Here is a 20,092-nt window from a genome sequence, read left to right as displayed (position 1 = left end):
GCACGCTGGCATGCTGCCATTTCTGCTGAGACGCCTGACGTCAGCCATCGTTACCTTGGCGCTGGCGACGGGCGTGGTGTTCATCGCCATCCATCTGCTGCCCGGCGACCCCGTGGCCATCATGCTGGGTGACCAGGCCGGCAGCGACCCCGTCGCCGTGGCGCGCGTGCGGGCGCAGCTGGGTCTGGACTTGCCGCTGGCGACGCAGTTCACGCACTGGGCGGGAGCCCTGGCCCACGGCGATCTGGGCGTGTCGCTGCGCACGGGCGAACCGGTCGCGCACGAGCTGGCGCGGCGCATTCCCCGCAGCCTGGAGCTGATTGGCGCGGGCTTGCTGATTGCGGTGCTGTTCGGGGTGCCCCTGGGCGTGATCGCGGCGCGTGCGCGCGGCCGGCTGGCGGGACTGGCGGCCTCCGTGCTGGCGATCGCGGGGTTTTCGGCGCCGGTATTTGTGTTGGGGATTCTGCTGGTGCTGGTGTTCAGCCTGGGGCTGGGCTGGTTGCCGTCGTCCGGCTTTGTGCCGTTCACCGACGACCCCGTCCAGCATTGCCTGTCGTTGATACTGCCGGCCTTGACGATCGGCCTGAACTTCATGGGCGTCATCGCCCGTATGACGCGGGCCAGCCTGGCCGATGTCATGGGGCGCGACTACGTCAAGCTGGCGCGGGCCAAGGGACTGCCGCGCAACCAGGCGATCTTTCGTCATGCGTTGCCCAACGCCCTGGTGCCGGTGATCGCCATCGTCGGCATCCGCGCCGGCAATCTGCTGGGCGGCACGGTCATCATCGAAGCGCTGTTCGACTGGCCGGGGCTGAGTTCCCTGCTGGTGAGCGCGGCGTTCTCGCGTGACTATCCCGTGATTCAAGGGTCCTTGCTGGCCATCTTTGCCATCTTCATCCTGATCAGCCTGGTCATCGACCTGGCCCAGGGCCTTGTCGACCCTCGCATCCGCAGGCCGTCCGCATGATCACATTCCTACGCAACCACACAGGCGGGCTGTCCGTGCGGATCGCCCTGGGTTTCCTGACCCTGCTGGTGCTGGCCGCCGCTTTCGGGCCGGTGCTGGGGCTGGCCGATCCGTATCAGATCGACGCCGCCAATTTATTGTCGTCACCGACCTGGCAGCACTGGCTGGGCACCGACGAACTGGGGCGCGATCTGTTGTCGCGTTCCGTGTACGGCGCCCGCGTGTCACTGACGGTCGCCGCGGCGGCGGTGATCCTGGCCGGCGTGCTGGGCGTGGCCATCGGCGTCAGCGTGGCCTTTCTGGGGCCGCGCGCGGAAGCCGCTGCCATCCGGGTGGTGGACGTGTTTGTGTCGCTGCCCGAGATCTTCGTCGCGCTGGTCGTATTGGCCTTCATCGGCGGCAATCTGCCGACGCTGATCGCCACCATCGGCATTCTGTACGCCCCGCAGTTCGCGCGGGTGACGTGGGGGGTGGCACGGGGCATCCGGGCCCGTGAACACGTGTTGGCCGCCAGTTCGCTGGGGGCGGGAAATGGCTGGATCATCTGGCACGAAGTGTTGCCCAACATGCGGTCCATCATCGCCGTGCAAGCGTCGTTCACCTTCTCTTTCGCGATGCTGCTGGAAGCGGGCCTGAGCTTCCTGGGCCTGGGCGTGCGGCCGCCCGTCCCCTCATGGGGGCAGATGGTGGGATCGCTGAAGGACTATCTGTTCACCAATCCGTGGCCCGTGCTGGTGCCCGCGCTGGCGCTGTTCTTTACCGTGCTGGCCGTCAATGTGCTGGGTGACTGGCTGCAAGATGCGCTGAATCCGGAGCTGCAACAATGAGCCGCGACCCCGATACCCTGCTGACCGTCAGAAACCTGGCCGTCAGTTTCGACACCCGCCAAGGCCTTGTCGCCGCCGTCAAGGGCGTGGACCTGACGGTGCGGCGAGGCGAGGTGGTTTGCCTGGTTGGGGAGTCCGGCTCTGGCAAATCCGTCACGGGCTTTTCCTTGATGGGCCTGGTGGATCCGCCAGGCCGGGTGACCGCTGATGAGCTATGGTTCGATGGCCGTGACCTGATGCGCGCCTCGGACCGCGAGAAGGACGCGCTGCGCGGCAAGGACATCTCCATGGTGTTCCAGGAGCCCATGACCGCCTTGAATCCCGGACGCACCGTTGGCAGCCAGATCGCCGAGGTGATCCGCATCCACGAACGGACCGGCCGTGAACAGGCCTGGAACCGGGCGGTGGATCTGCTGCAGCGGGTCGGTATCCGCGAACCCGCGCAGCGCGCCAAGGCCTATCCGCACGAACTTTCCGGCGGCATGCGCCAGCGGGTGATGATCGCCATTGCCTGCGCGTTGACGCCCAAGCTGATCATCGCCGACGAGCCCACCACGGCGCTGGACGTGACGGTGCAGGCGCAAGTGCTGGAGCTGCTGTTTGCGCTGCAGGCGGAAACCGGCGCGGCCGTGCTGTTCATCACCCATGACTTGGGAGTGGTCGCCGAGATTGCCGACCGCGTCGTCGTGATGCAGGCGGGCAGGGTGGTCGAAGAAGGCGGCGTGCGGCAGATATTCGAACAGCCCCGCCAGGCCTATACCCAAGCCTTGCTGGCAGCCGTTCCAGACGTCGATGCGCCGCGTGACCGCGCGCGCCGCCTGTCGCGGCAGCCTGTTCTCAGTGCCGGAGGAACCCCGTAATGACCGATTTCATGTTGCGGGCCGAAGCCGTGACCAAGGACTATGTCGTGGGCCGCAGCCTGCTGGGCAAGCCGTCGCGCGTGGTGCAGGCCGTGCGGGGCGTCAGCCTGTCGGTCGCGCCCGGCAGCACGCTGGCGCTGGTGGGCGAGTCGGGCTCGGGAAAAAGCACGTTGGGCCGCTGCATCGCGGGATTGGTCCGTCCGTCTTCGGGCCGTATCCACCTGGCGGGCCATAATGTGCTGCAACTGGCCGGCGCGTCGCTGATGTCGTTCCGCCGGCAGGTGCAGACCATCTTCCAGGATCCGTATTCCAGCTTGAATCCGCGGCGCACGGTCGGCGACGCCATCATGGATGGCATGGTCATCCACAAGCTTTATGGCGCCGAAGAACGGCGCGCCCGCATGCAAGCCTTGCTGGCGCGGGTGGGACTGCACCCGGATCATGCCAAGCGGTTTCCGCACCAGTTTTCGGGCGGCCAGCGCCAACGCATTGCGATTGCGCGCGCGCTGGCCCTGGAACCTCGTTTCATCGTGGCGGATGAAGCCGTGTCCGCGTTGGATGTGTCGGTCAAGGCGCAAGTACTGGATCTGCTGGCGGATTTGCAGGCAGAACATGGGCTGACGTACTTGTTCATTTCTCACGATCTGGGCGTGGTGAGGCATTTCGCGGATCGCGTGGCGATCATGTCCGCCGGAGAGCTGGTCGAGGAAGGCGAGTGCGATCAGATATTCCAGGCCCCGCGGCACGACTACACGCGCAAGCTTATCGCCGCGGTGCCCAGGCCGGATCCCGCCCGGAGGCGCTTGAGAAGGGCGCCTGAATAGGATTGGCGTGGTTCATGCGGGCGCCCGGCGGCCGCCGGCCGCGCTTGGGACAAACCCGCGTACCCGTGCCATTCTTGGCGGAATTTCCCAGTATCAAAGGTTTTTCCTATAGGCCCATCGCAATCCCATATTTGAGCCGGTGACGCGCGCCGCCTACCATTTCTCCACATGCCCAGAACGGGCAGAAGGGCGCGTTCAGTCGCCGAATCAGGGGAAATCATATGCAGTGGGAACGTCGTTTTCTTGGCGCCTTGTGCGGCGCGGCGATGCTGTGGAGCGCGCAAGCCGGTGCGGCAGACGCATTTCCTGACCGTCCGGTCAGATTGATCGTGCCGCAATCCGCGGGGTCGGGCGGCGACGTGGTCGCCCGGTTGCTGGGAGAGAAGATCGGCGCGTCGCTGGGACAACCCGTTGTGATCGAAAACCGTCCGGGCGCCAACGGCATCATCGCCGCCAGCTTTGTCGCGAAGGCGCCCGCCGACGGCTATACCCTGATGCTCGCCGGGGTATCGCAGATGAGCTTCAACCCGCGGCTGTACAAGTCTCTGGCGTATCAGGCAGACAAGGACTTCACCTATATCTCGCCGGTGGTGGACACCCCCTTTCTTCTGGTCGCCAGCAAGTCCAGCGGCATCAAGTCGCTGAAGGAACTGCAGACGGCGGCCAAGGCCAAGCCCGGCACGCTGAGCTTTGCCAGCGCGGGCGCGGGCAACTCCACCCATCTGTCTACGGAGATGATTGCCGAGGCGGCGGGCATCAAGCTGATGCATGTGCCGTTCAAGGGCTCGGGGCCGGCGCTGAACGCCGTGCTGGGCGGGCAGGTGGACCTGATGACCAGTGTGCTGGGCGCCGCGTTGCCTCAGGTGGCGGCGGGCAATCTGGTGCCCTTGGCGGTGTTGGCCGACAGCCGCGCGCCCGACTTGCCCGATGTGCCTACCCTGCGCGAAGCGGGACTGCAGGCGCCGGTGATGCCCGGCTGGTTCGCGGTGGTGGGGCCGGCCGCAATGGACGGGGGCGTGGTGTCGCGGCTGAATGCGGCGGTGCAGGCGTCATTGGCCGATAAGGCGATACAGGAACGCTTGCGGGCGCTTTACCTGGTGCCCATTCCGGGCACGGCGCAAGGCATTGCGCAGCGTGCAGCCACGGACGCCGAAGTCTGGGGCGCCTTCATCCAGCGTGCCGGCGTCCAGGCCGAATAGCGCGATCAGTTCCCTCTCTCGTTCAAGGAATGGCATGAAGACGTCTCTATTCGCCTTTGGTCTGAGCATGGTCGTGGCGGCTGGCGGACTGCCGGCCGCGCACGCGGAGCCGGCCTGGCCGAGCAAACCCATCCGCCTCATCGTTCCTTTCGCGGCCGGCGGGTCCACCGACATCGTGGCGCGCAAGGTGGGCCAGAAACTGGGCGAAAAAGTGGGCCAGCCCGTCGTGGTGGAAAACAAGCCCGGCGCGGGCGGTACGATCGGCGCCGCCTATGCGCGCGGCCAGCCCGCGGACGGCTACACCCTGTTCCTGGGCACGGTCAGCACGCAATCCGTCGCGCCCTTCCTGTATAAGTCCCTGACCTACGATCCGGTGACGGACTTCACGGCGCTGGCGATGATCGCCACCGTGCCCAATGTGGTCGTGGTCAACAAGTCGCTGGGCATCTCGACCCTGGCAGACCTTGTGAAGCAGGGCCGGTCCAGGCAAGGCGGGATCAGCTATGGCTCCAGCGGCCAGGGGTCTTCGAATCATCTGGCCACAGAAGGGCTGCGCGCCAGCCTGAACGTGCCGTTCACCCATGTGCCGTACCGCGGTTCGGGCCCGGCGCTGACCGATACCATGGCCGGCCACGTCGACTTCATGCTGGACGTGGTGATGACGTCGTTGCCTTATATCCAGCGAGGCGACCTGAAAGCGGTGGCGGTGACGTCGAAGGAGCGGGTAGGCGTCCTGCCTGACGTGCCCACCGTGGCCGAACAGGGCTATCCGGAATTCGAAGCCATCGGCTGGTTCGGCCTGTTTGCGCCGAAGGGCATGCCGGCGCCGCTGGTCGACCAGATCACGAACTCCCTCAAGGAAGTGCTGAACGAGGACGACATGAAGCAGTACTTCCTGGCGCAAGGCGCGGTGCCTGGCGGCGTGACGGGCAAGGCGTTCGAAGCGGTGGTGGCCAAGGACCGGGAGCACTGGGGGAAGGTGGCGAAGTCCGCCGGCATCAATCCGGAATAACGGGCGTGGCGCTATGCGCCAAGCCACGTGACCCCTTGCCAGCGTTTGCTGGCCACCAGGTCGCGCGCCGTCTCGATGACCAGATCGTGTATCGCCATGCAGCCCAGGCTGGTCTGCGCCTGGGCTGACAGGCACAGCGAGGCGCGCCGATGGAAGTTCGGATCGTTGATGGGAATGGCCGTCACGGATGCGCCGGGCGCTTCGCTGCCGGCCAGCGCCGAGGTCGGCAGGATTGTCCAGCCCCGCTTCGCGCGCACGGCGGCCAGCAGGATCGACACCGCGCTGGTTTCCGCGACGAGCGTGTACTGAAGCCCGGCCTCGGCGAACGCCCGCTCGATCAGCACACGGATGGAATTGGGAAAGCTGGGCAGCAGCAGCGGCAGTCCGGCCACCTCTTGCAGCGAGACGGCTTTGACGCCGCCGGGCAGGCGCGATCCGACCAGCATCAGCTCTTCGTCCAGCAAGGGCGTGACCTGCATGCGGGGCTGCTGCTGCACATCCATGGCGATCGCCACGTCCATGCGCTGGCGGGCCACGGCTTCGCCCAGGTCGGCGCTGCTGCCTTCGATCAGTTCCAGCGTCACTTCGGGCATGCGCGCCGACACGGCTTCGATCAGCAGGTCGGCCAGCACGCGCGACGTGCTGGTGGGCAAACCCAGCGTGACGTGGCCCGCCGGCGTATCGCGCCCGCGCTCGACCGCGACGCGCGCCTCTTCCACCTGCCTCAACACCATCTTCGCGTGCCGGTACAGCACGCGGCCGATGTCGGTCGTGCTGACGCCCATGGGGCTGCGCACCAGCAGCCGCGTGTTGAATTCGGCTTCCAGATTGGCAACATGCTGGCTGAGCGAGGGCTGCGCGATGTGCAGCGCTTCAGCCGCGGCGGTGATGCTCTCGAGTTCGACGATACGGGTGAAGTAGCGCAGTTGCCTCAGGTCCATAAGCGATACCTATTGCTTGATTGTGGCCGCTATCAGAACATGTGTTTCAAGGTGATGATTCCTGGTGGATACCCTAGGTTTTCAGGGTGGTGCAGCCAGATATCCCCGCATATAGGTTTGCCCTATGCGTACATAGAAAAGCCGTATTGGATTCCCCATTCCGCGCTTTCTAAGATGCCAGCATTGCCGATGATCAGGACCGCCATGCATTCCACCCACAGCCAATCCGCCGCCTGGAAAGTCACACCCGCCGCCTATGCGCAGTCGCGTCCCGAGACGCACGCGATTCCCGAACCCGTCTCGCGCTATCTGGCAATGCGCGACGGGTGCCGCCTTGCCATCGATGTGTACGTGCCGCGGTCCATTGGCGAACCCCGCGAACCCCGCGAACCCGGCGACGGCGGCGGCCGCTATCCCACGATCACCTTGTTTACGCCCTACTACCGACGCTTCAAGATGGATCCGAGCGCCGAGGGCGAGCGCGCGCCCAACATCGCGAAGTTCCGCGATTATCTGGTGCCGCGCGGCTACGCGCTGGTGGTGATCGACGTGCGGGGCACGGGCGCAAGCTTCGGGACCCGCGACAGCTTCCGGTCGCCGCGCGAGCGCGAGGACAGCGTCGAGGTCGTGGACTGGATCATCGCGCAGCCGTGGTCCGACGGCGTGGTGGGCGCCACGGGCATTTCCTATCTGGGGGCGGCGTCGGACTTCCTGGCCAGCACGGGCCATCCCGCCGTACGCGCGATCGCGCCGCTGTTCTCGGTGTGGGACACCTATGCCGACAACTACTTTCCCGGCGGCATCGCCTTGAAGGCCTTGACGCAAAGCTACGACGATCTGATGGTGGCGATGGATCACGATCAGCGCCATATGTTGTCGCGCGTGGTGTATTACTCCAATCCCGCCTATCAGGGGCCGCAGCCGGTGGACGACGATCCTTCGGGGGCGCTGGTGGCGCAGGCCATCCAGGAACATTTGGCGAACTTCCGGCAAACGGAGTTCATGCCCGAGTTCCGCTATCGCGAAGATCCCTTGCCCTACGATCCGGCGTTCAGCTCCGCATCCTTCAGCCCGTACAGCGTCTCGTCGGGCATCGGCAAGGAGGTCGCGGTGCTGTCGGTGTCGGGCTGGATGGACGGCGCGGGCTACATGAACGGCGCCATCTCGCGATTCCTTACCTTGGCGGACAACCCCCGGCATTTGCTGCTGGGGCCATGGGATCACGGCGCCCGCATCGATGTGTCGCCATGGCGCGGCACGCAGATGGCCGATTTTCCGTGGCTGGCGGAAGTGTTGCGGTTCTTCGACCATTACCTGTTGGGCCTGCCCACCGGCCTGGACGCGGAAGACCCGGTGCATTACTGCGCCCTGCATGCCGAGCAATGGCGCAGCGCGTCGCAATGGCCGCCGTTGCCCGCGGCCGACGAGACCGTGCTGTTTCTGCAGGCGGGCGCGAAGCTGGCGGACCGTCCGGACGCCGACGCGGGCGCCAGCCGCCATCAGGTCGATTTTTCCATCGGCACCGGGCAGGGAACGCGCTACGAGCGCATCGCCGCCATCAACAGCACGGAATACTATCCGGATTGGCAGGGCCGCACCGACCGCATGGCAAGCTTTACGTCCGAGCCGCTGGCGCGTGACGCCGAGCTGGCGGGCCATGCGGTGGCGGATATCTGGTTGTCCAGCAACGAACCCGACGGCGCCTTGTTTGTATACCTGACCGAGGTCGAGGCCGACGGGACCGAACGTTATGTCACGGAAGGCCTGCTGCGTTTGCTGCATCGGAAGGAAGCGCCTTGCCCCGACGCGTATCGCACGACATGGCCGTTTCGTACGTTCAGCAAGGCCGATGCCGCGCCCATGACGCCGGGACGGCAGGAACGCATTCGGCTCGGGTTGCTGCCGACCGCATGGCGGTTTTCAAAGGGCAGCCGGATACGCGTATCGCTTGCCGGCGCCGACCGGGATCATTGCGGGCAGGTTCCTCACGGCAGGCCGCCATTATGGGAGGTCGGCCACGGCGCGGCGCAGGCGTCGCGCATCAGCTTGCCGCTTGGATTCCACAAGGAAAGCACATGACGAAACACGGTACGGAAAATGGGCTTGGACGGCCGGCGGGCCTGTCGTGGGCGGAGCTGGAAGCCCTTGCAAACGCCGTGGCCGCGCCTGAGCCGCACGCCTTGCTGGCTTGCCTGGACCGCTTGCTGGACCGGCATGTCGGGCACAAGTTGTTCACGGCTTTGCAATATCGCCACGCAGAGGGTCTGGCCGTCCGGCTGTACAGCAGCCGGCCCGACGTCTATCCGGCTTCCGGCTCCAAGCAGATCGGCGGCGCCCCGGCGTTGACGCGCATGTTCGAGACCGGGCGGGCGCAGTTGGCGCCCGATGCCGCCGCCGTGCGAGCCGACTTTCTGGATGCGTCCAGCATCCTTGCGCTGGGGTGTGAAAGCGTGCTCAACGTGCCGGTCATGCATCGCGGTCAGTTGCTGGGTCAGATCAATCTGTTGCATGACGCTCACCATTTTCAGGCGTATCACGTCGATGTCGCTTCCACGCTGGCGCAGATGGCGGCGGTTGCCTTTCGTTGACCGCGAAATTCTCTGCGGTCAAAGCCTGCTTTGCGGGGCTGTCGATCAGCGTGGGCCGGCTCGACTTGATAAGCAGAATCTCTCAATCCGTGGGGCATTTTTGATTACTTGCCGCGAATAGGCACATGCTACTTTTTCCTTGCATTTCAAAGACCAATCCATAAAGCAAGGGAACAAAGAATCATGAATGCGATGCTGAAGAAGCGCCTCGCGGCGGCGCCGGGTTGCGCCACGCGCAGAAGTCTTTTGGCCATGGCGGCGGCGCTTTGCGCGGGCCTGTTGACGGGCGGCCCGGCGTGGGCGGCCTCGGATTATCCGGCGGGCAAGCCGATCAATCTGGTCGTGCCCTTTCCCGCGGGCGGCGGCACGGACTTCATCGGCCGGCTGCTGGCGGCCGAGCTGGGCAAGATTCTGCAGACCACGGTCGTGGTCGAGAACAAGGGCGGCGCCAACAGCAACATCGGTACCGCCTACGTGACGCAGGCCAAGCCGGATGGCTACACGCTGCTGTTGTCGGGCGTGGGCATGGCCACCAATCAGTCGCTATACAGCCGCTTGCCGTACCGCTTGGATCAGTTGGATCAGGTGGCCATTCTGGCCTATGGCGTGGATGTGCTGGTGACGTCGCCTGCGTTCCCCGCCAAGACCTACGCGGAGTTCGTGAAGATGGTGAAGGACGAGCCCGGCAAGTATTCCTATGCGTCGTCCGGCAACGGCACGTCCGGCCATCTGGGCATGGAGATGCTGAAGATGCGAAGCCAACTGGACATGATGCATGTGCCCTACAACGGCGGGTCGGCGGCCATCAACGATGTGCTGGCGGGTCGTGTCGATACCTTGTTCCTGAATCAGGACACCGTGCTGCCGCACGTGCGGGCGGGCAAGCTGCGCGCGCTGGCCATCGGCAGCGCGGAACGCAACCCGGTGTACCCGGATACGCCCACGCTGGCCGAAAGCGGGCAGCCGGAATTTTCGTCGGAGTACTGGTTTGGATTGAGCGCTCCCGCGGGCCTGCCGGATGACGTATTCCAGAAGCTATTCGAGGCGACACGCACGGCGATGCAATCGCCGCAGATCCAGGAAAAGCTCGGCACGGTGGGTCTGGTGATTCCCACGCTGACCGACAGGAACCAGTATGCGAACCTGGTCAACCGTGAAGTCGAAAAATGGGGAGAGGTGGTGCGCGCCTCGGGCGCCAGAATCGACTGAGGCAGACACCTGCCAAGGGGCCGCCACATCGGCGGCCCCTTGGCTTTACTGGTGGTCCGGGGTTGGCGTCAGGAAGTTCAGGCGCGTCAATGTGTCCCGCGTGATGTCCACGATGGAATCGATGTGCGCGCCGTGCGCGGCCGTCAGGTAGGAAATATAAAAGCGCGCGGGCGGGATGGGCGGATCGCTGGGCAGCGCCTGCAGCACCCCCATGGCCAGCATGTCGTGCAGCAAGGGCACGGGCAGGATGCCGATGGCGTGTCCGGCCCCGATCAGGCGCGAAATCAGGGCGAGCGAATTGGTGGTGCTGAGTCCCGCCATGTCCACGCCGCCCGACGCCAGCCAGTTTTCCACCACGGTATAGAGCGTGGACGGCGGCGAGTGCGTGGCGATGTGGTGGCCGCGAGCGTGTTCGGGACGAAAGGGATCGGCGGAAATTCGCAGCGAGGGCGAGGCCACCCAATGAAAGGGCATCCAGCCGATGAAGACATCGCTGACCGCTTCGCTGGTGGCGGGGTTGGTCAGCAGCGCCATGTCCAGTTCGCCCGCGTTGAGCATGCGGTTCAGCACCGAACCCACATCCACCGTCATTTCCAGCGCCAGCGTGGGGTAGTGCGCCTTCAGTTGCGCGATGACGGCCGTCAGCCCGACGTTGGCCGAGCATTCGTCCGCGCCCAGCCGCAGCTTGCCGCCCAGCTTGCGGTCCTTGCCGAAGTGTTCCAACTGCCGGCTGCTGTGCAGCGCGGTTTCGGCATGGCGCAGCGCTGACTGGCCGGTGTCGGTCAGGGTGATGCGCTGGCGCGAGCGGTCAAAGAGCTGCACGTCCAGCGTGCTTTCGAGTTCGCGGATGCGCGACGAGACGGCGGGCTGGGTGACGTGCAGGTGGCGCGCGGCGGCGTGGATGCTGCCCAGCTTGGCGGCCCAGTAGAAGGCTTCAAGCTGGCTAAGGGTTATCCGCATGATAAGGAATACTTTTCAAAGTGCGCCGGAATATTGATTATTTGGGCCGAATAGCCCCGTGCTACCTTTTTATTCACCGGGTTTTAGCCCTTTTCATTGTAGTGAAACCACACGATGTATCTGATCAATTCTTTGCCCGCGCAACTGCCGCCCGAGGATCTGGCAATGCTGCAACAGGCCGAGCCCGCCACCATCGGCCACTTCCAGACCACGGGTTTTATGCGCGCCGACATTCGGGCGCACAGCCAGGATGTGCGCGTGGCGGGCACGGCGGTGACGGTGCGCATGCCAGGCATGGACGGCGGCATCCTGCACTATGCGATGGGCTGCGCGCGGCCGGGCGATGTGCTGGTGATTGACCGCTGCGGCGAGGCCGTGACGGCTGCGCTGGGCGGCGCGATGGCCTATGCCGCGCGCCAGGCGGGCGTGGCGGCGATCATCGTGGATGGGCTGGTGACGGATCTGGGTGAACTGCGCCAGCATGGCGTGCCGGTGTGGTCCAAGGGGCCATCGCCCGTGACGACGCGGGTGCTGGGCCACGAGGGCGAATTCTGCGGCGCGATAAGCTGCGGCGGCGTGCAAGTGCTGCCGGGCGACGCGGTGCTGGCCGACGAAAATGGCGTGCTGATTCTGCGTCCGCAAGACCTTCGCGCCGCCGCGCAGCGCGCCATTGATTTTCAGATGCAGGAACAGACGACGCTGGCGCGCCTGCGCGGCGGCGAGAAGTTTCCGGACGTCGTGGGGTCGCGCGCCATCATCGACCGCGCCATTGCCGCGGCGCGCCGCCACGCGGATACCGGAGCACAGTGATGAGCATCGATCTGGACCTGGCCGGACTGGCCGATTCGATCCGCCGCCGCGAAATCACCGTGGAATCCGTCATCAACGGCTATCTGTCGCGCATCGACGCGCTGGACGGCTGGCTGCATGCCTATGTGGACGTGTACGCCGACGAGGCGCGGGCGACGGCGCGCGCCGCCGACCTGCAACTGCGGGCGGGCGTTGATCTGGGACCTTTGCACGGCGTGCCCATTGCGTTGAAGGACATCATCGACATCGCCGGGCGCCCCACGACCATCGGCTCGCCGATCCACGCCGAGCGCATTGCACAGAGTTCCGCGCGGCTGGTTCGTCAACTGCAACAGGCGGGCGCCATCATCCTGGGCAAGACCCATATGGTGCAGTTCGCGATGGGCGCCTGGGGCACCAACGAACACATGGGCACGCCGCGCAATCCGTGGGACGACGCCGTGCATCGCATCCCGGGCGGGTCCAGCAGCGGCTCGGCCGTCGCGGTGGCCGCGCGCCTTGCGCCGGTCGCCATAGGCACGGATACGGGCGGTTCGGTCCGGGTGCCAGCCAGCTATTGCGGCATCACGGGCTTCAAGCCCACGGTGGGGCGCATCGCGACCGATGGGGTGGCGACGCTGAGCCATACGCTGGATAGCGTGGGCGTGTTTGCCCACACCGCCGCCGATGCGCGTAGGGTTTTCGATGCGCTGGCGCCCGCGCAACCCGGCGAATGGGCCGAGGCGTTCGACTCGCCCCGCTTTGATGTGTGCGGCATGACGCTAGGCCGCCTGCCCGACGCCTTCCTGCCGGATGTGCAGCCCGGTGTGCGCCAGGCCTACGAGGACGCGCTGGTGGCGTTCCACGCCCTGGGCGCGTCCATCGTCACGGTAACGCCGCCCGCCAGCCTGTCGCATTTCAAGGCGGTGACGGGCGACATCATGATGACCGAGGGCGCGTTTTCGTTCGAACGCGAGATCACGGACCGGAGCCTGCCGGTGGACGATTCGGTGCGGCCGCGCCTGCTTGTCGGATTGGATGTGCCTGCCGTCCGTTATCTGGCCGCGCTGCGTGAACGCGACCGCCTGCAGGCCGACATGCAACAGCGCCTGCAGGGGGTGGCCGCGCTGCTCACCCCGACCACCCTGACCAGCGCGCTGCCGCTGTCGCGGGTGGACCACGCCAATGCGCCGGTCCATTACACGCGGCTCGGCAACCTGCTGCAGATGTGCGGAGTGTCCATTCCCAACGGCCAGGATGCCGAGGGTCTTCCTACCGGGTTGCAGATCTTGTGCCCCGGTGGCGAGGACCGTCTGGCGCTGTTCCTGGCGGAGGTCTATCAACGCCATACGGATTGGCACCGGTTACGCGCGGAGCCGTGCGCGGAGGGCGGGCGCGCCTGATTTCGCTCGGCCAATAATCAAGGGGAAAACATGAAACGTAGAAGCATGGCGGCGCTGCTGGCGGCCGTCGCGATGACGGCCGTCCCGGCGGCGGTCCTTTCCGATACGCTGCCCAAGACGCATTTCCAGGTCGTGGGCGGCGGGAGCCACAACTACACCTACTCCGCCGTCGAAAAGCCGTTCTGGGAAAAGACGCTGCCCGAGGCGTCGGACGGCCGGGTGACCGCCGAACTGGCGGGTCTGTCCGAGACCGGCTTGAAGGGGCCCGAGATCATGCGGTTGATGCGCGGCAACGCGATCGACATAGGCATGGGGGTATTCGCCTTCGTCAGCGGCGACGACGCGATGCTGGAAGGGGTGGACCTGCCGGGCATGGCGCCCGACATCGCCACCGCGCGCAAGATAGTGCGGTCATACCGGCCTACGCTGGCTGCCCGCCTGCGCGACCATCACGGCGTGCATCTGCTGGCCACGGTGCCCTACACCGCCCAGGTGTTCTTCTGCCGGGAGCCGGTGCAGCGCCTGGAAGACCTGAAGGGCCGCAAGATCCGCACCCGCGGCCGCAACATGGCGGACTTCATCAGCGCCCTGGGCGCGTCGCCCGTGACTATCTCGTTCGCCGAGGTGATTCCCGCCTTGCAGACCGGCGTGGTCGATTGCGCGGTGTCGGGCATCGGTTCGGGCAACTCGGCCAAGTGGTACGACGTGGCCAAGTATCTCTACAACCTGCCGACCGACTGGTCCATCGGTTTCTACGCGATGGGAGAACAGCGTTGGCAGCGCCTGGATCCCGCCGTGCAGCAGTTCCTGCAGCAGCGGGCCGCGGTGCTGGAGGACAGGCTATGGGAAGAGACCGCGCGCGAGAACGGCTATGCGCTGGCCTGCAACACGGGGCAGGGTGAATGCCGCATTCACAAGCCGGCCGATATGCAGGCCACGGAGCCAACCGCCGCCGAACGCGAACAACTGCGCGCGGTGGCCTCTCGGGTGGCCGGCCAGTGGGGCAAGCGCTGCGGCGCGGCGTGCGCCCGGGCCTGGTCCGATTCGGTAGGGAAAGCGCTGGGCGTAACGCTGCCCTGACTACACGCGAACAAGGAGCTTTCATGTCATCTGCATCCCCCATTGCCGTGCGCGGCCTGGAACGCATTGCGCGCATTGGCGCCTGGATAGGCGGCCTGGGCCTGCTGGCTGCGTCCTGGCTGATCGTCATCGATCTGGCGGCGCGCAAGCTTGCTGGTATTTCACTGGGCGGCGCCGACGAGATCGCCGGCTATGTGCTGGCGGTGTCCAGCGCCTGGGCGTTTCCCATCACCTTGCTGCGCCGGTCGCACATCCGAGTCGATGTGCTCTATACGCATTTTTCGTCCAAGACGCGGGTGGCGCTGGATTGCTTCGCCCTGGCCTGCCTGAGCGTTTTCGTCGGCTTGCTGACGTTTCATGCCTGGGGCGTGCTGGCCGACTCGATCCGCTTTCATTCCGTGTCCAACACACCCTTGCAGGTGCCGCAGTGGATTCCGCAATCGTTGTGGTTCGCGGGCTACGCCTTCTTCTTGCTGACGATAGTCGTGCTGGGTGCGTGCGCGCTGGCGCGCCTGATGGCCGGACGCTGGCAGGCCGTGAACGAGCTTATTGGCATCCATACGCTCGACGAGGAGATCCAGGCGGAAACGCAGTCGGCGGATCTTCGTCCTCGTTCGCAACCCCAACGCTAGGAACGCAACATGCTTACCTTGACCATTTCCATGCTGCTTGGCCTGTTGGCGCTGAGCGTGACCGCGGCGGCCACGGTCGGCCTGCTGGGCGTGACATTGGCTGAAGCCTATTCCCCGCTGTCGCTGGTGAACGCCATGGGCGAGCTGGCGTGGGGCTCCAGCTCCGAATTCCTGCTGGTCGCCATTCCGCTGTATGTGTTGATGGGCGAACTGCTGGTCAGCTCGGGCGTGGCTGGCCAGATGTATGGCGCGGTGTCCAAGTGGGTGTCGTGGCTGCCGGGCGGATTGATGAACGCCAACATCGGGGCGTCGGCCCTGTTCTCGGCCACCAGCGGCTCCAGCGTGGCCACGGCGGCCACGATTTCAACGCTGGCCCTGCCCGAGCAGCGCAAGGCGGGCTACAACGCGCCGCTGTTCCTGGGGTCCATCGCGGCGGGCGGCACGCTGGGCATTCTGATCCCGCCGTCCATCAACATGATTGTCTACGCGCTGATCGCCAACGTGTCCGTGCCCAAGCTCTACCTGGCGGCCACGCTCCCGGGCCTGCTGATGGTGGTGATGTTCATCCTGCTGATCGTGGGGCTGTGCTTGTGGCGGCCAGGACTGGCGGGCAACCGGCCGTCGGTAAGCTGGGCCGAACGCGTCGCCGCCTTGCCGCACCTGCTGCCGCCGCTGGCGATCTTTGCGCTGGTCATCGGCGTGATCTACGGCGGTGTCGCCACAGCAAGCGAATCCGCCGCGCTAGGCGTGGTGGCGGCCATGCTGCTGTGCCTGGCCAAGGGCGCGCTCAGCTGGGACATGCTGGGCCGCGCCTTCGAGGCGACGCTGCGCACGACGGGCATGATTATCTTCATCACGCTGGCCGCGTTTTTCCTGAACTTCGTGCTGTCGTCGATCGGTCTGACGACGATGCTGGTGGACGCCGTCGCGGGATTGGACCTGCCGCCGTTGGGGATGATGCTGGCCATCATCGCGTTCTACATTCTGTTGGGCTGCTTCATGGACACGCTGGCCATGCTGGTGACCACGGCGCCGCTCACCGTGCCCATCGTGGTGGCGCTGGGCTACGACCCGGTGTGGTTCGGCATCCTGCTGATCGTGTTGTGCGAAATGGGGCAGCTCACGCCGCCTTTCGGCATGAACCTGTTCGTCGTCCATAGCGTGCGGGGCGAGGGCAAGTTCATGGATGTCGTGGTAGGGGTGCTGCCCTTTCTGGCGGTGTTGCTGTTGATGATCGCGCTGTTGCTGGCGGCGCCGCAACTGGCGCTGTGGCTGCCGGGAGCCTTGTCCACACGGTGAAGCAAGCGAGGAAGCGCCGGGGCGATTCGCCCCGGCGGCGCGGACGCCGGGCGTATCAGCCGCCGAACCAGCGGGCGGGAACGATCACCAGCGCGGGGAAGACCACCATCAGGAACAGGATCAGGAACTCCGCCGCCATGAACGGCACGACGCCTCGGGTGACGTCGTCCATCTTCATCTTGCCCACGCCCGCCACCACGTTGAGGACGGCGCCGACGGGCGGGGTGACCAGGCCGATCGAGTTGTTGATGATGAACAGCACGCCGAAATACACCGGATCGATGCCGGCCGCGCGCACCAGCGGCATCAGCACGGGCGTCAGGATCAGGATGGTGGGCGTCATATCCATGGCGGTGCCGACGACCATGACCAGCACCATGATGGCGGCCATCAGCAGGATCTTGTTGCCCATGAACGGCTGCAGCAAGTCCACGATCTTGGCGGGCAGGTCGGCCACCGTGATCAGCCAGGCGCTGACCATCGCGGCGGCGATCAGGAACATGACGATGGCGCTGGTCTTGGCGGCCGAGACGAACACGGCGTAAAGCTGGTTGAGCTTCAGTTCACGGTAGACCAGGGTCGACACGAACAAGGCGTATGCGGCGGCGACCACGGCCGCCTCGGTGGGCGTGAAGACGCCCATGCGCAGGCCCACCAGGATGATCACCGGCAGCATCAAGGCCCACAAGGCCTTGCGAAACGCCGTGCCGATTTCCTGCGCCGATTTGCGCGGCGGCGGCACGATCTTTTCGCGGCGGACCAGCCAGGCCCAGGTCAGCCACAGGGCGCCGCCGATCATCAGGCCGGGAACGATGGCCGCCATGAACAGCTTGGAGATGGAGACATTGGCCGCCACGCCAAAAATGACCAGGCCGATGCTGGGCGGAATCACGGGGCCGATCACGCCGGTGGCCGCGATCAGCCCGCCCGCCGTGGCTTTCTTGTGGCCGGCGCTGACCATCATGGGCAGCAGAAGCGCGGTCAGCGCGGCGGCGTCCGCCACGGCGGAACCCGACAGGGCCGACAGCAGGCAGCCCGCCATGATGGTGACGTAGCCCAGCCCGCCCTTGACGTGGCCGACCAGCGCCAGCGCCAGGTCGACGATGCGGCGCGACAGTCCGCCGACGTTCATGATCTCGCCGGCCAGCATGAAGAACGGCACGGCCAGCAGCGGAAAACTGTCGGCGCCGCCGATGACGTTCTGGGCCAGGATCTGCGCGTCGAAGATGTCCAGGTGCCACATGAGCGCGACGCCGCTGGCCAGCAGCGCGAAGGCGATCGGCACGCCCAACGCCATGACGCCCAGCAGCGATCCGATGAAAACGGCGATGGTCATGCGCTTCTCCCGGGAGCGCCGTGTTGGGCGTCGTCCAGAATCTGCTTGAGCTGCACCGCTTCTTCGGATTCCTGCACCATGATCAGGTCCTGTTCCTTCAGCTTTCCGGCCAGGACGCGGTAGAGGTCGACCGCGATGATCAGGCCGGCCATGGCCGAGAACACCAATCCGGACGCATAGACGATGGCCATCGGCAGGCCGCTGACCGGCGCGCTGACATCGGCGTTGATCACGGCCTGGGCCCAACTGCCCTGGAACATCAGGCCGACGATGTACAGCATGATGATCTGTCCCGTCACCAGGCAGATCTTCTTGCCCGCGGTCGGAAGCTTGGCCACCACCATGTCCATGCCGAGGTGCCCCCGTTCCTTGAGGGCGATGACGGCGCCCAGGAACGTCAGCCAGATGAACATCCAGCGCGAGATCTCTTCGGACAGCGTGATGCCCGAGTTGAAGCCATAGCGCGCGACGACGTTGCCGAAGACCAGCACCACCATCGCCGCCAGCAGCAGGGCGATGGCCAGTTCGAGCACGCGGCAGATACCTCCAATGAATCTGTCTATGTAGACCATGCCGCGGCCCCTCTTAGAATCGGATGAAGGCGCCGCCGCGTCATGCCTGGGCTTCCCGGACGATATCGACGAGGCCCCGCAGCGCCGTCAGGTAGGAGTGCGGCCCCAGCCCTTGCACCGTGCCGCGCACCGCGGGCGAGATGATCGAATGCGCGCGCCACGTTTCGCGCGCCGCGATGTTCGACATATGCACTTCCAGGGTGGGGAAGGGCATGGCCTTGATCGCGTCGTGCAGCGGCACGCCGTGCTGGGTCAGGCCGGCCGGATTGACCAGGGCGCCGCGCGCGGTATCGATGTTCTCGTGCAGGAAATCGATGAGCGCGCCCTCGTGGTTGGATTGCACGGTTGCAAGCTCCACGCCGAGTTCGCCGGCCAGCGCAGCCAGGCGCTGGTTGATTTCCGCCAGCGTGGTGGTGCCATAGATGTGCGGCTCGCGGCGGCCGAACAGGTTGAGGTTGGGGCCGTGCAGAACAAGAATCTTCATGATGGATAGGCCGGTGCGTTTACTTGCGGATGCGGGCGAGTTCGTCGTTGTAGAGCTTGACGATCGCGGGGTCGTAGCTGCCGGTGAAATGCCCGATGACCGGCTTGACGACCTCCTGCATCCGGACCTTTTCACCCGGTTCGATCGTGTTGTATTGGATGCCCTTGGCCTGCAGGGCGGCCACGGCCTTCTGCGCGGCTTCGCGGCTGACCTTGCGCTGGTAGACGCGGGCCTCGTCGGCGGCCTCCTGCATGATGCGCTGCTCGGCGGGCGACAGCTTGTCCCAGAACTTCTTGCTGACCAGCACGATGTTCGCCGCGTAGACATGGTTGGTCGCGCTGACGTATTTCTGCACTTCGTAGAACTTGTTCGACAGGATCACCGAGTACGGATTTTCCTGGCCGTCCACCGCCTTGGATTCCAGCGCGCCGTACAGCTCGGCGAACGGCATGGGCACCGGGTTGGCCTTGAATGCCTTGAACGTGTCCAGGAACACCGGGTTGGGAATGACGCGGATCTTCAGGCCCGCCAGGTCTTCCGGCTTGGTGATGGCGTGCTTGGAGTTGGTGACGTTGCGGAAACCCAGGTCCCAGAAGCCCAGCGCGACCAGGCCTTTTTCCGGCAGCTTCGCGGTGAGCGCCTTGCCCAGCGGACCGTCCAGCAAGGCGTCCGCCTGGCCGAAGTCGGTGACGGAGAATGGCAGGTCGATCAACCCGAATTCCTTGACGATGCCCGCCAGCGACGTCGAGGCGGGCGCCGCCATTTCCTGCACGCCGCCCTGCAATCCCGACTGCTGCTGCATTTCATTGCCAAGCTGCGAGGCCGGGAATTCCTTGACCTTGAGCTTTCCGCCGCTCTTGGCGGCCACCAGCTCGGCGAACTTCTGCACACCGGCGCTGACGGGGTGGTCGGTGTTGTTCAGGTGGCCGAAGCGGATCGTGCGTTCCTGGATGTCCTGGGCCGTCGCCGGCATGGCGGCGACGGATAGGGCGCCAATCAACGCCAGGCGGATTATGCTGGTCTTCATCGTTGTCTCCTTCCGGGTTTTTCTGGAATGTTGTCGATGTCTTGCAAGACTCGGTAGTGGAATGTAATTCCGAGTGGAATAGT

20 protein-coding genes are annotated in these 20,092 nt (G+C 65.5%); 14 read left to right on the top strand and 6 right to left on the bottom strand.

All coding sequences use genetic code 11. The annotated features are described in order from the left end of the window. Positions 1-10: 10 nt before the first annotated feature. The 6 genes from ASE30_RS07435 to ASE30_RS07410 all read left to right on the top strand — a co-directional run bounded on the left by ASE30_RS07435 (position 11) and on the right by ASE30_RS07410 (position 5,689). The gene (locus tag ASE30_RS07435; RefSeq protein WP_057283665.1) at positions 11-967 is read left to right on the top strand and encodes an ABC transporter permease; all 957 of its coding nucleotides are present in this window, start codon (positions 11-13) and stop codon (positions 965-967) included. Beyond that, positions 964-1,794 carry an ABC transporter permease gene (locus tag ASE30_RS07430; protein ID WP_057283664.1) on the top strand — a complete coding sequence of 277 codons (831 nt, stop codon included), beginning with the start codon at positions 964-966 and terminating at the stop codon, positions 1,792-1,794. The genes ASE30_RS07435 and ASE30_RS07430 overlap by 4 nt, the downstream gene beginning before the upstream one ends. Then, the gene (locus ASE30_RS07425; RefSeq protein WP_057283663.1) at positions 1,791-2,654 is read left to right on the top strand and encodes an ABC transporter ATP-binding protein; all 864 of its coding nucleotides are present in this window, start codon (positions 1,791-1,793) and stop codon (positions 2,652-2,654) included. The genes ASE30_RS07430 and ASE30_RS07425 overlap by 4 nt, the downstream gene beginning before the upstream one ends. Then, positions 2,654-3,478, top strand: coding sequence for an ATP-binding cassette domain-containing protein (locus ASE30_RS07420; protein ID WP_057283662.1), 825 nt, complete (start codon positions 2,654-2,656; stop codon positions 3,476-3,478). Before ASE30_RS07425 ends, ASE30_RS07420 begins: the two co-directional genes overlap by 1 nt. Before the next feature lie 221 nt (positions 3,479-3,699). Further along, entirely contained in the window at positions 3,700-4,677 is a 978-nt protein-coding gene (locus ASE30_RS07415; RefSeq protein WP_057283661.1) for a tripartite tricarboxylate transporter substrate binding protein, read from the top strand. Between the two features lie 34 nt (positions 4,678-4,711). Then, positions 4,712-5,689: a tripartite tricarboxylate transporter substrate binding protein gene (locus ASE30_RS07410; protein ID WP_082601487.1), complete on the top strand. Its 978-nt coding sequence runs from the start codon at positions 4,712-4,714 to the stop codon at positions 5,687-5,689. A gap of 11 nt (positions 5,690-5,700) precedes the next feature. Here the strand turns inward: ASE30_RS07410 and ASE30_RS07405 are convergent, their stop codons facing one another. After that, on the bottom strand, positions 5,701-6,630 hold the full coding sequence (locus tag ASE30_RS07405; RefSeq protein WP_057283660.1) for a LysR substrate-binding domain-containing protein: 930 nt from the start codon (positions 6,628-6,630) through the stop codon (positions 5,701-5,703). A 204-nt stretch (positions 6,631-6,834) separates the two neighbouring features. On the opposite strand from ASE30_RS07405, the gene ASE30_RS07400 reads away from it, so the two are divergent. From ASE30_RS07400 to ASE30_RS07390, 3 genes are all read left to right on the top strand, one after another. Then, positions 6,835-8,709 (top strand): CocE/NonD family hydrolase, encoded by a 1,875-nt coding sequence (locus tag ASE30_RS07400; protein ID WP_057283709.1) that lies wholly within the window; start codon positions 6,835-6,837, stop codon positions 8,707-8,709. Continuing rightward, entirely contained in the window at positions 8,706-9,218 is a 513-nt protein-coding gene (locus ASE30_RS07395) for a GAF domain-containing protein (protein ID WP_057283659.1), read from the top strand. The genes ASE30_RS07400 and ASE30_RS07395 overlap by 4 nt, the downstream gene beginning before the upstream one ends. A 192-nt stretch (positions 9,219-9,410) precedes the next feature. Further along, positions 9,411-10,427 (top strand): Bug family tripartite tricarboxylate transporter substrate binding protein, encoded by a 1,017-nt coding sequence (locus ASE30_RS07390; RefSeq protein ID WP_369819306.1) that lies wholly within the window; start codon positions 9,411-9,413, stop codon positions 10,425-10,427. Between the two features lie 45 nt (positions 10,428-10,472). Here the strand turns inward: ASE30_RS07390 and ASE30_RS07385 are convergent, their stop codons facing one another. Then, positions 10,473-11,387, bottom strand: coding sequence for a LysR family transcriptional regulator (locus ASE30_RS07385; protein WP_057283657.1), 915 nt, complete (start codon positions 11,385-11,387; stop codon positions 10,473-10,475). A gap of 114 nt (positions 11,388-11,501) precedes the next feature. Here ASE30_RS07385 and ASE30_RS07380 point away from each other — a divergent pair, with 114 nt between their 5' ends. From ASE30_RS07380 to ASE30_RS07360, 5 genes are read left to right on the top strand one after another with little or no spacing between them, the layout of a single operon-like run. Beyond that, entirely contained in the window at positions 11,502-12,197 is a 696-nt protein-coding gene (locus tag ASE30_RS07380; protein ID WP_057283656.1) for an RraA family protein, read from the top strand. Next, positions 12,197-13,579 carry an amidase gene (locus ASE30_RS07375; RefSeq protein ID WP_057283655.1) on the top strand — a complete coding sequence of 461 codons (1,383 nt, stop codon included), beginning with the start codon at positions 12,197-12,199 and terminating at the stop codon, positions 13,577-13,579. Before ASE30_RS07380 ends, ASE30_RS07375 begins: the two co-directional genes overlap by 1 nt. Before the next feature lie 30 nt (positions 13,580-13,609). Continuing rightward, the gene (locus ASE30_RS07370; protein ID WP_057283654.1) at positions 13,610-14,659 is read left to right on the top strand and encodes a TRAP transporter substrate-binding protein; all 1,050 of its coding nucleotides are present in this window, start codon (positions 13,610-13,612) and stop codon (positions 14,657-14,659) included. A 23-nt stretch (positions 14,660-14,682) separates the two neighbouring features. Next, the gene (locus ASE30_RS07365; protein WP_057283653.1) at positions 14,683-15,291 is read left to right on the top strand and encodes a TRAP transporter small permease subunit; all 609 of its coding nucleotides are present in this window, start codon (positions 14,683-14,685) and stop codon (positions 15,289-15,291) included. Positions 15,292-15,300: 9 nt separating this feature from the next. Next, complete coding sequence (locus ASE30_RS07360; RefSeq protein ID WP_057283652.1) at positions 15,301-16,590, top strand: TRAP transporter large permease; 1,290 nt, start codon at positions 15,301-15,303, stop codon at positions 16,588-16,590. Between the two features lie 55 nt (positions 16,591-16,645). Here ASE30_RS07360 and ASE30_RS07355 read toward each other — a convergent pair whose 3' ends face one another. From ASE30_RS07355 to ASE30_RS07340, 4 genes are read right to left on the bottom strand one after another with little or no spacing between them, the layout of a single operon-like run. Next, entirely contained in the window at positions 16,646-17,926 is a 1,281-nt protein-coding gene (locus ASE30_RS07355; protein ID WP_057283651.1) for a TRAP transporter large permease subunit, read from the bottom strand. Continuing rightward, positions 17,923-18,489, bottom strand: coding sequence for a TRAP transporter small permease (locus ASE30_RS07350; protein ID WP_369819305.1), 567 nt, complete (start codon positions 18,487-18,489; stop codon positions 17,923-17,925). Before ASE30_RS07350 ends, ASE30_RS07355 begins: the two co-directional genes overlap by 4 nt. A gap of 49 nt (positions 18,490-18,538) precedes the next feature. Then, positions 18,539-18,982 carry a type II 3-dehydroquinate dehydratase gene (locus ASE30_RS07345; protein ID WP_057283649.1) on the bottom strand — a complete coding sequence of 148 codons (444 nt, stop codon included), beginning with the start codon at positions 18,980-18,982 and terminating at the stop codon, positions 18,539-18,541. Between the two features lie 19 nt (positions 18,983-19,001). After that, entirely contained in the window at positions 19,002-20,009 is a 1,008-nt protein-coding gene (locus tag ASE30_RS07340; RefSeq protein WP_057283648.1) for a TRAP transporter substrate-binding protein, read from the bottom strand. Between the last annotated feature and the right edge of the window lie 83 nt (positions 20,010-20,092).

Origin of the sequence: Achromobacter sp. Root83, assembly GCF_001428845.1 — a bacterium.
Lineage (GTDB): Bacteria > Pseudomonadota > Gammaproteobacteria > Burkholderiales > Burkholderiaceae_B > Achromobacter.
The sequence above is the reverse complement of the archived record's forward strand: the minus strand, read 5'-3'. Positions and strand labels throughout refer to the sequence as shown.

Bases quoted from the DNA above. Each gene is read 5' to 3' on its own strand.
- ASE30_RS07415 (WP_057283661.1), top strand. From the start codon at position 3,700: ATGCAGTGGGAACGTCGTTTTCTTGGCGCCTTGTGCGGCGCGGCGATG.
- ASE30_RS07365 (WP_057283653.1), top strand. From the start codon at position 14,683: ATGTCATCTGCATCCCCCATTGCCGTGCGCGGCCTGGAACGCATTGCG.
- ASE30_RS07340 (WP_057283648.1), bottom strand. From the start codon at position 20,009: ATGAAGACCAGCATAATCCGCCTGGCGTTGATTGGCGCCCTATCCGTC.
- ASE30_RS07360 (WP_057283652.1), top strand. From the start codon at position 15,301: ATGCTTACCTTGACCATTTCCATGCTGCTTGGCCTGTTGGCGCTGAGC.
- ASE30_RS07405 (WP_057283660.1), bottom strand. From the start codon at position 6,630: ATGGACCTGAGGCAACTGCGCTACTTCACCCGTATCGTCGAACTCGAG.
- ASE30_RS07420 (WP_057283662.1), top strand. From the start codon at position 2,654: ATGACCGATTTCATGTTGCGGGCCGAAGCCGTGACCAAGGACTATGTC.
- ASE30_RS07400 (WP_057283709.1), top strand. From the start codon at position 6,835: ATGCATTCCACCCACAGCCAATCCGCCGCCTGGAAAGTCACACCCGCC.
- ASE30_RS07390 (WP_369819306.1), top strand. From the start codon at position 9,411: ATGCTGAAGAAGCGCCTCGCGGCGGCGCCGGGTTGCGCCACGCGCAGA.
- ASE30_RS07425 (WP_057283663.1), top strand. From the start codon at position 1,791: ATGAGCCGCGACCCCGATACCCTGCTGACCGTCAGAAACCTGGCCGTC.
- ASE30_RS07380 (WP_057283656.1), top strand. From the start codon at position 11,502: ATGTATCTGATCAATTCTTTGCCCGCGCAACTGCCGCCCGAGGATCTG.
- ASE30_RS07410 (WP_082601487.1), top strand. From the start codon at position 4,712: ATGAAGACGTCTCTATTCGCCTTTGGTCTGAGCATGGTCGTGGCGGCT.
- ASE30_RS07385 (WP_057283657.1), bottom strand. From the start codon at position 11,387: ATGCGGATAACCCTTAGCCAGCTTGAAGCCTTCTACTGGGCCGCCAAG.
- ASE30_RS07345 (WP_057283649.1), bottom strand. From the start codon at position 18,982: ATGAAGATTCTTGTTCTGCACGGCCCCAACCTCAACCTGTTCGGCCGC.
- ASE30_RS07435 (WP_057283665.1), top strand. From the start codon at position 11: ATGCTGCCATTTCTGCTGAGACGCCTGACGTCAGCCATCGTTACCTTG.
- ASE30_RS07430 (WP_057283664.1), top strand. From the start codon at position 964: ATGATCACATTCCTACGCAACCACACAGGCGGGCTGTCCGTGCGGATC.
- ASE30_RS07355 (WP_057283651.1), bottom strand. From the start codon at position 17,926: ATGACCATCGCCGTTTTCATCGGATCGCTGCTGGGCGTCATGGCGTTG.
- ASE30_RS07375 (WP_057283655.1), top strand. From the start codon at position 12,197: ATGAGCATCGATCTGGACCTGGCCGGACTGGCCGATTCGATCCGCCGC.
- ASE30_RS07395 (WP_057283659.1), top strand. From the start codon at position 8,706: ATGACGAAACACGGTACGGAAAATGGGCTTGGACGGCCGGCGGGCCTG.
- ASE30_RS07370 (WP_057283654.1), top strand. From the start codon at position 13,610: ATGAAACGTAGAAGCATGGCGGCGCTGCTGGCGGCCGTCGCGATGACG.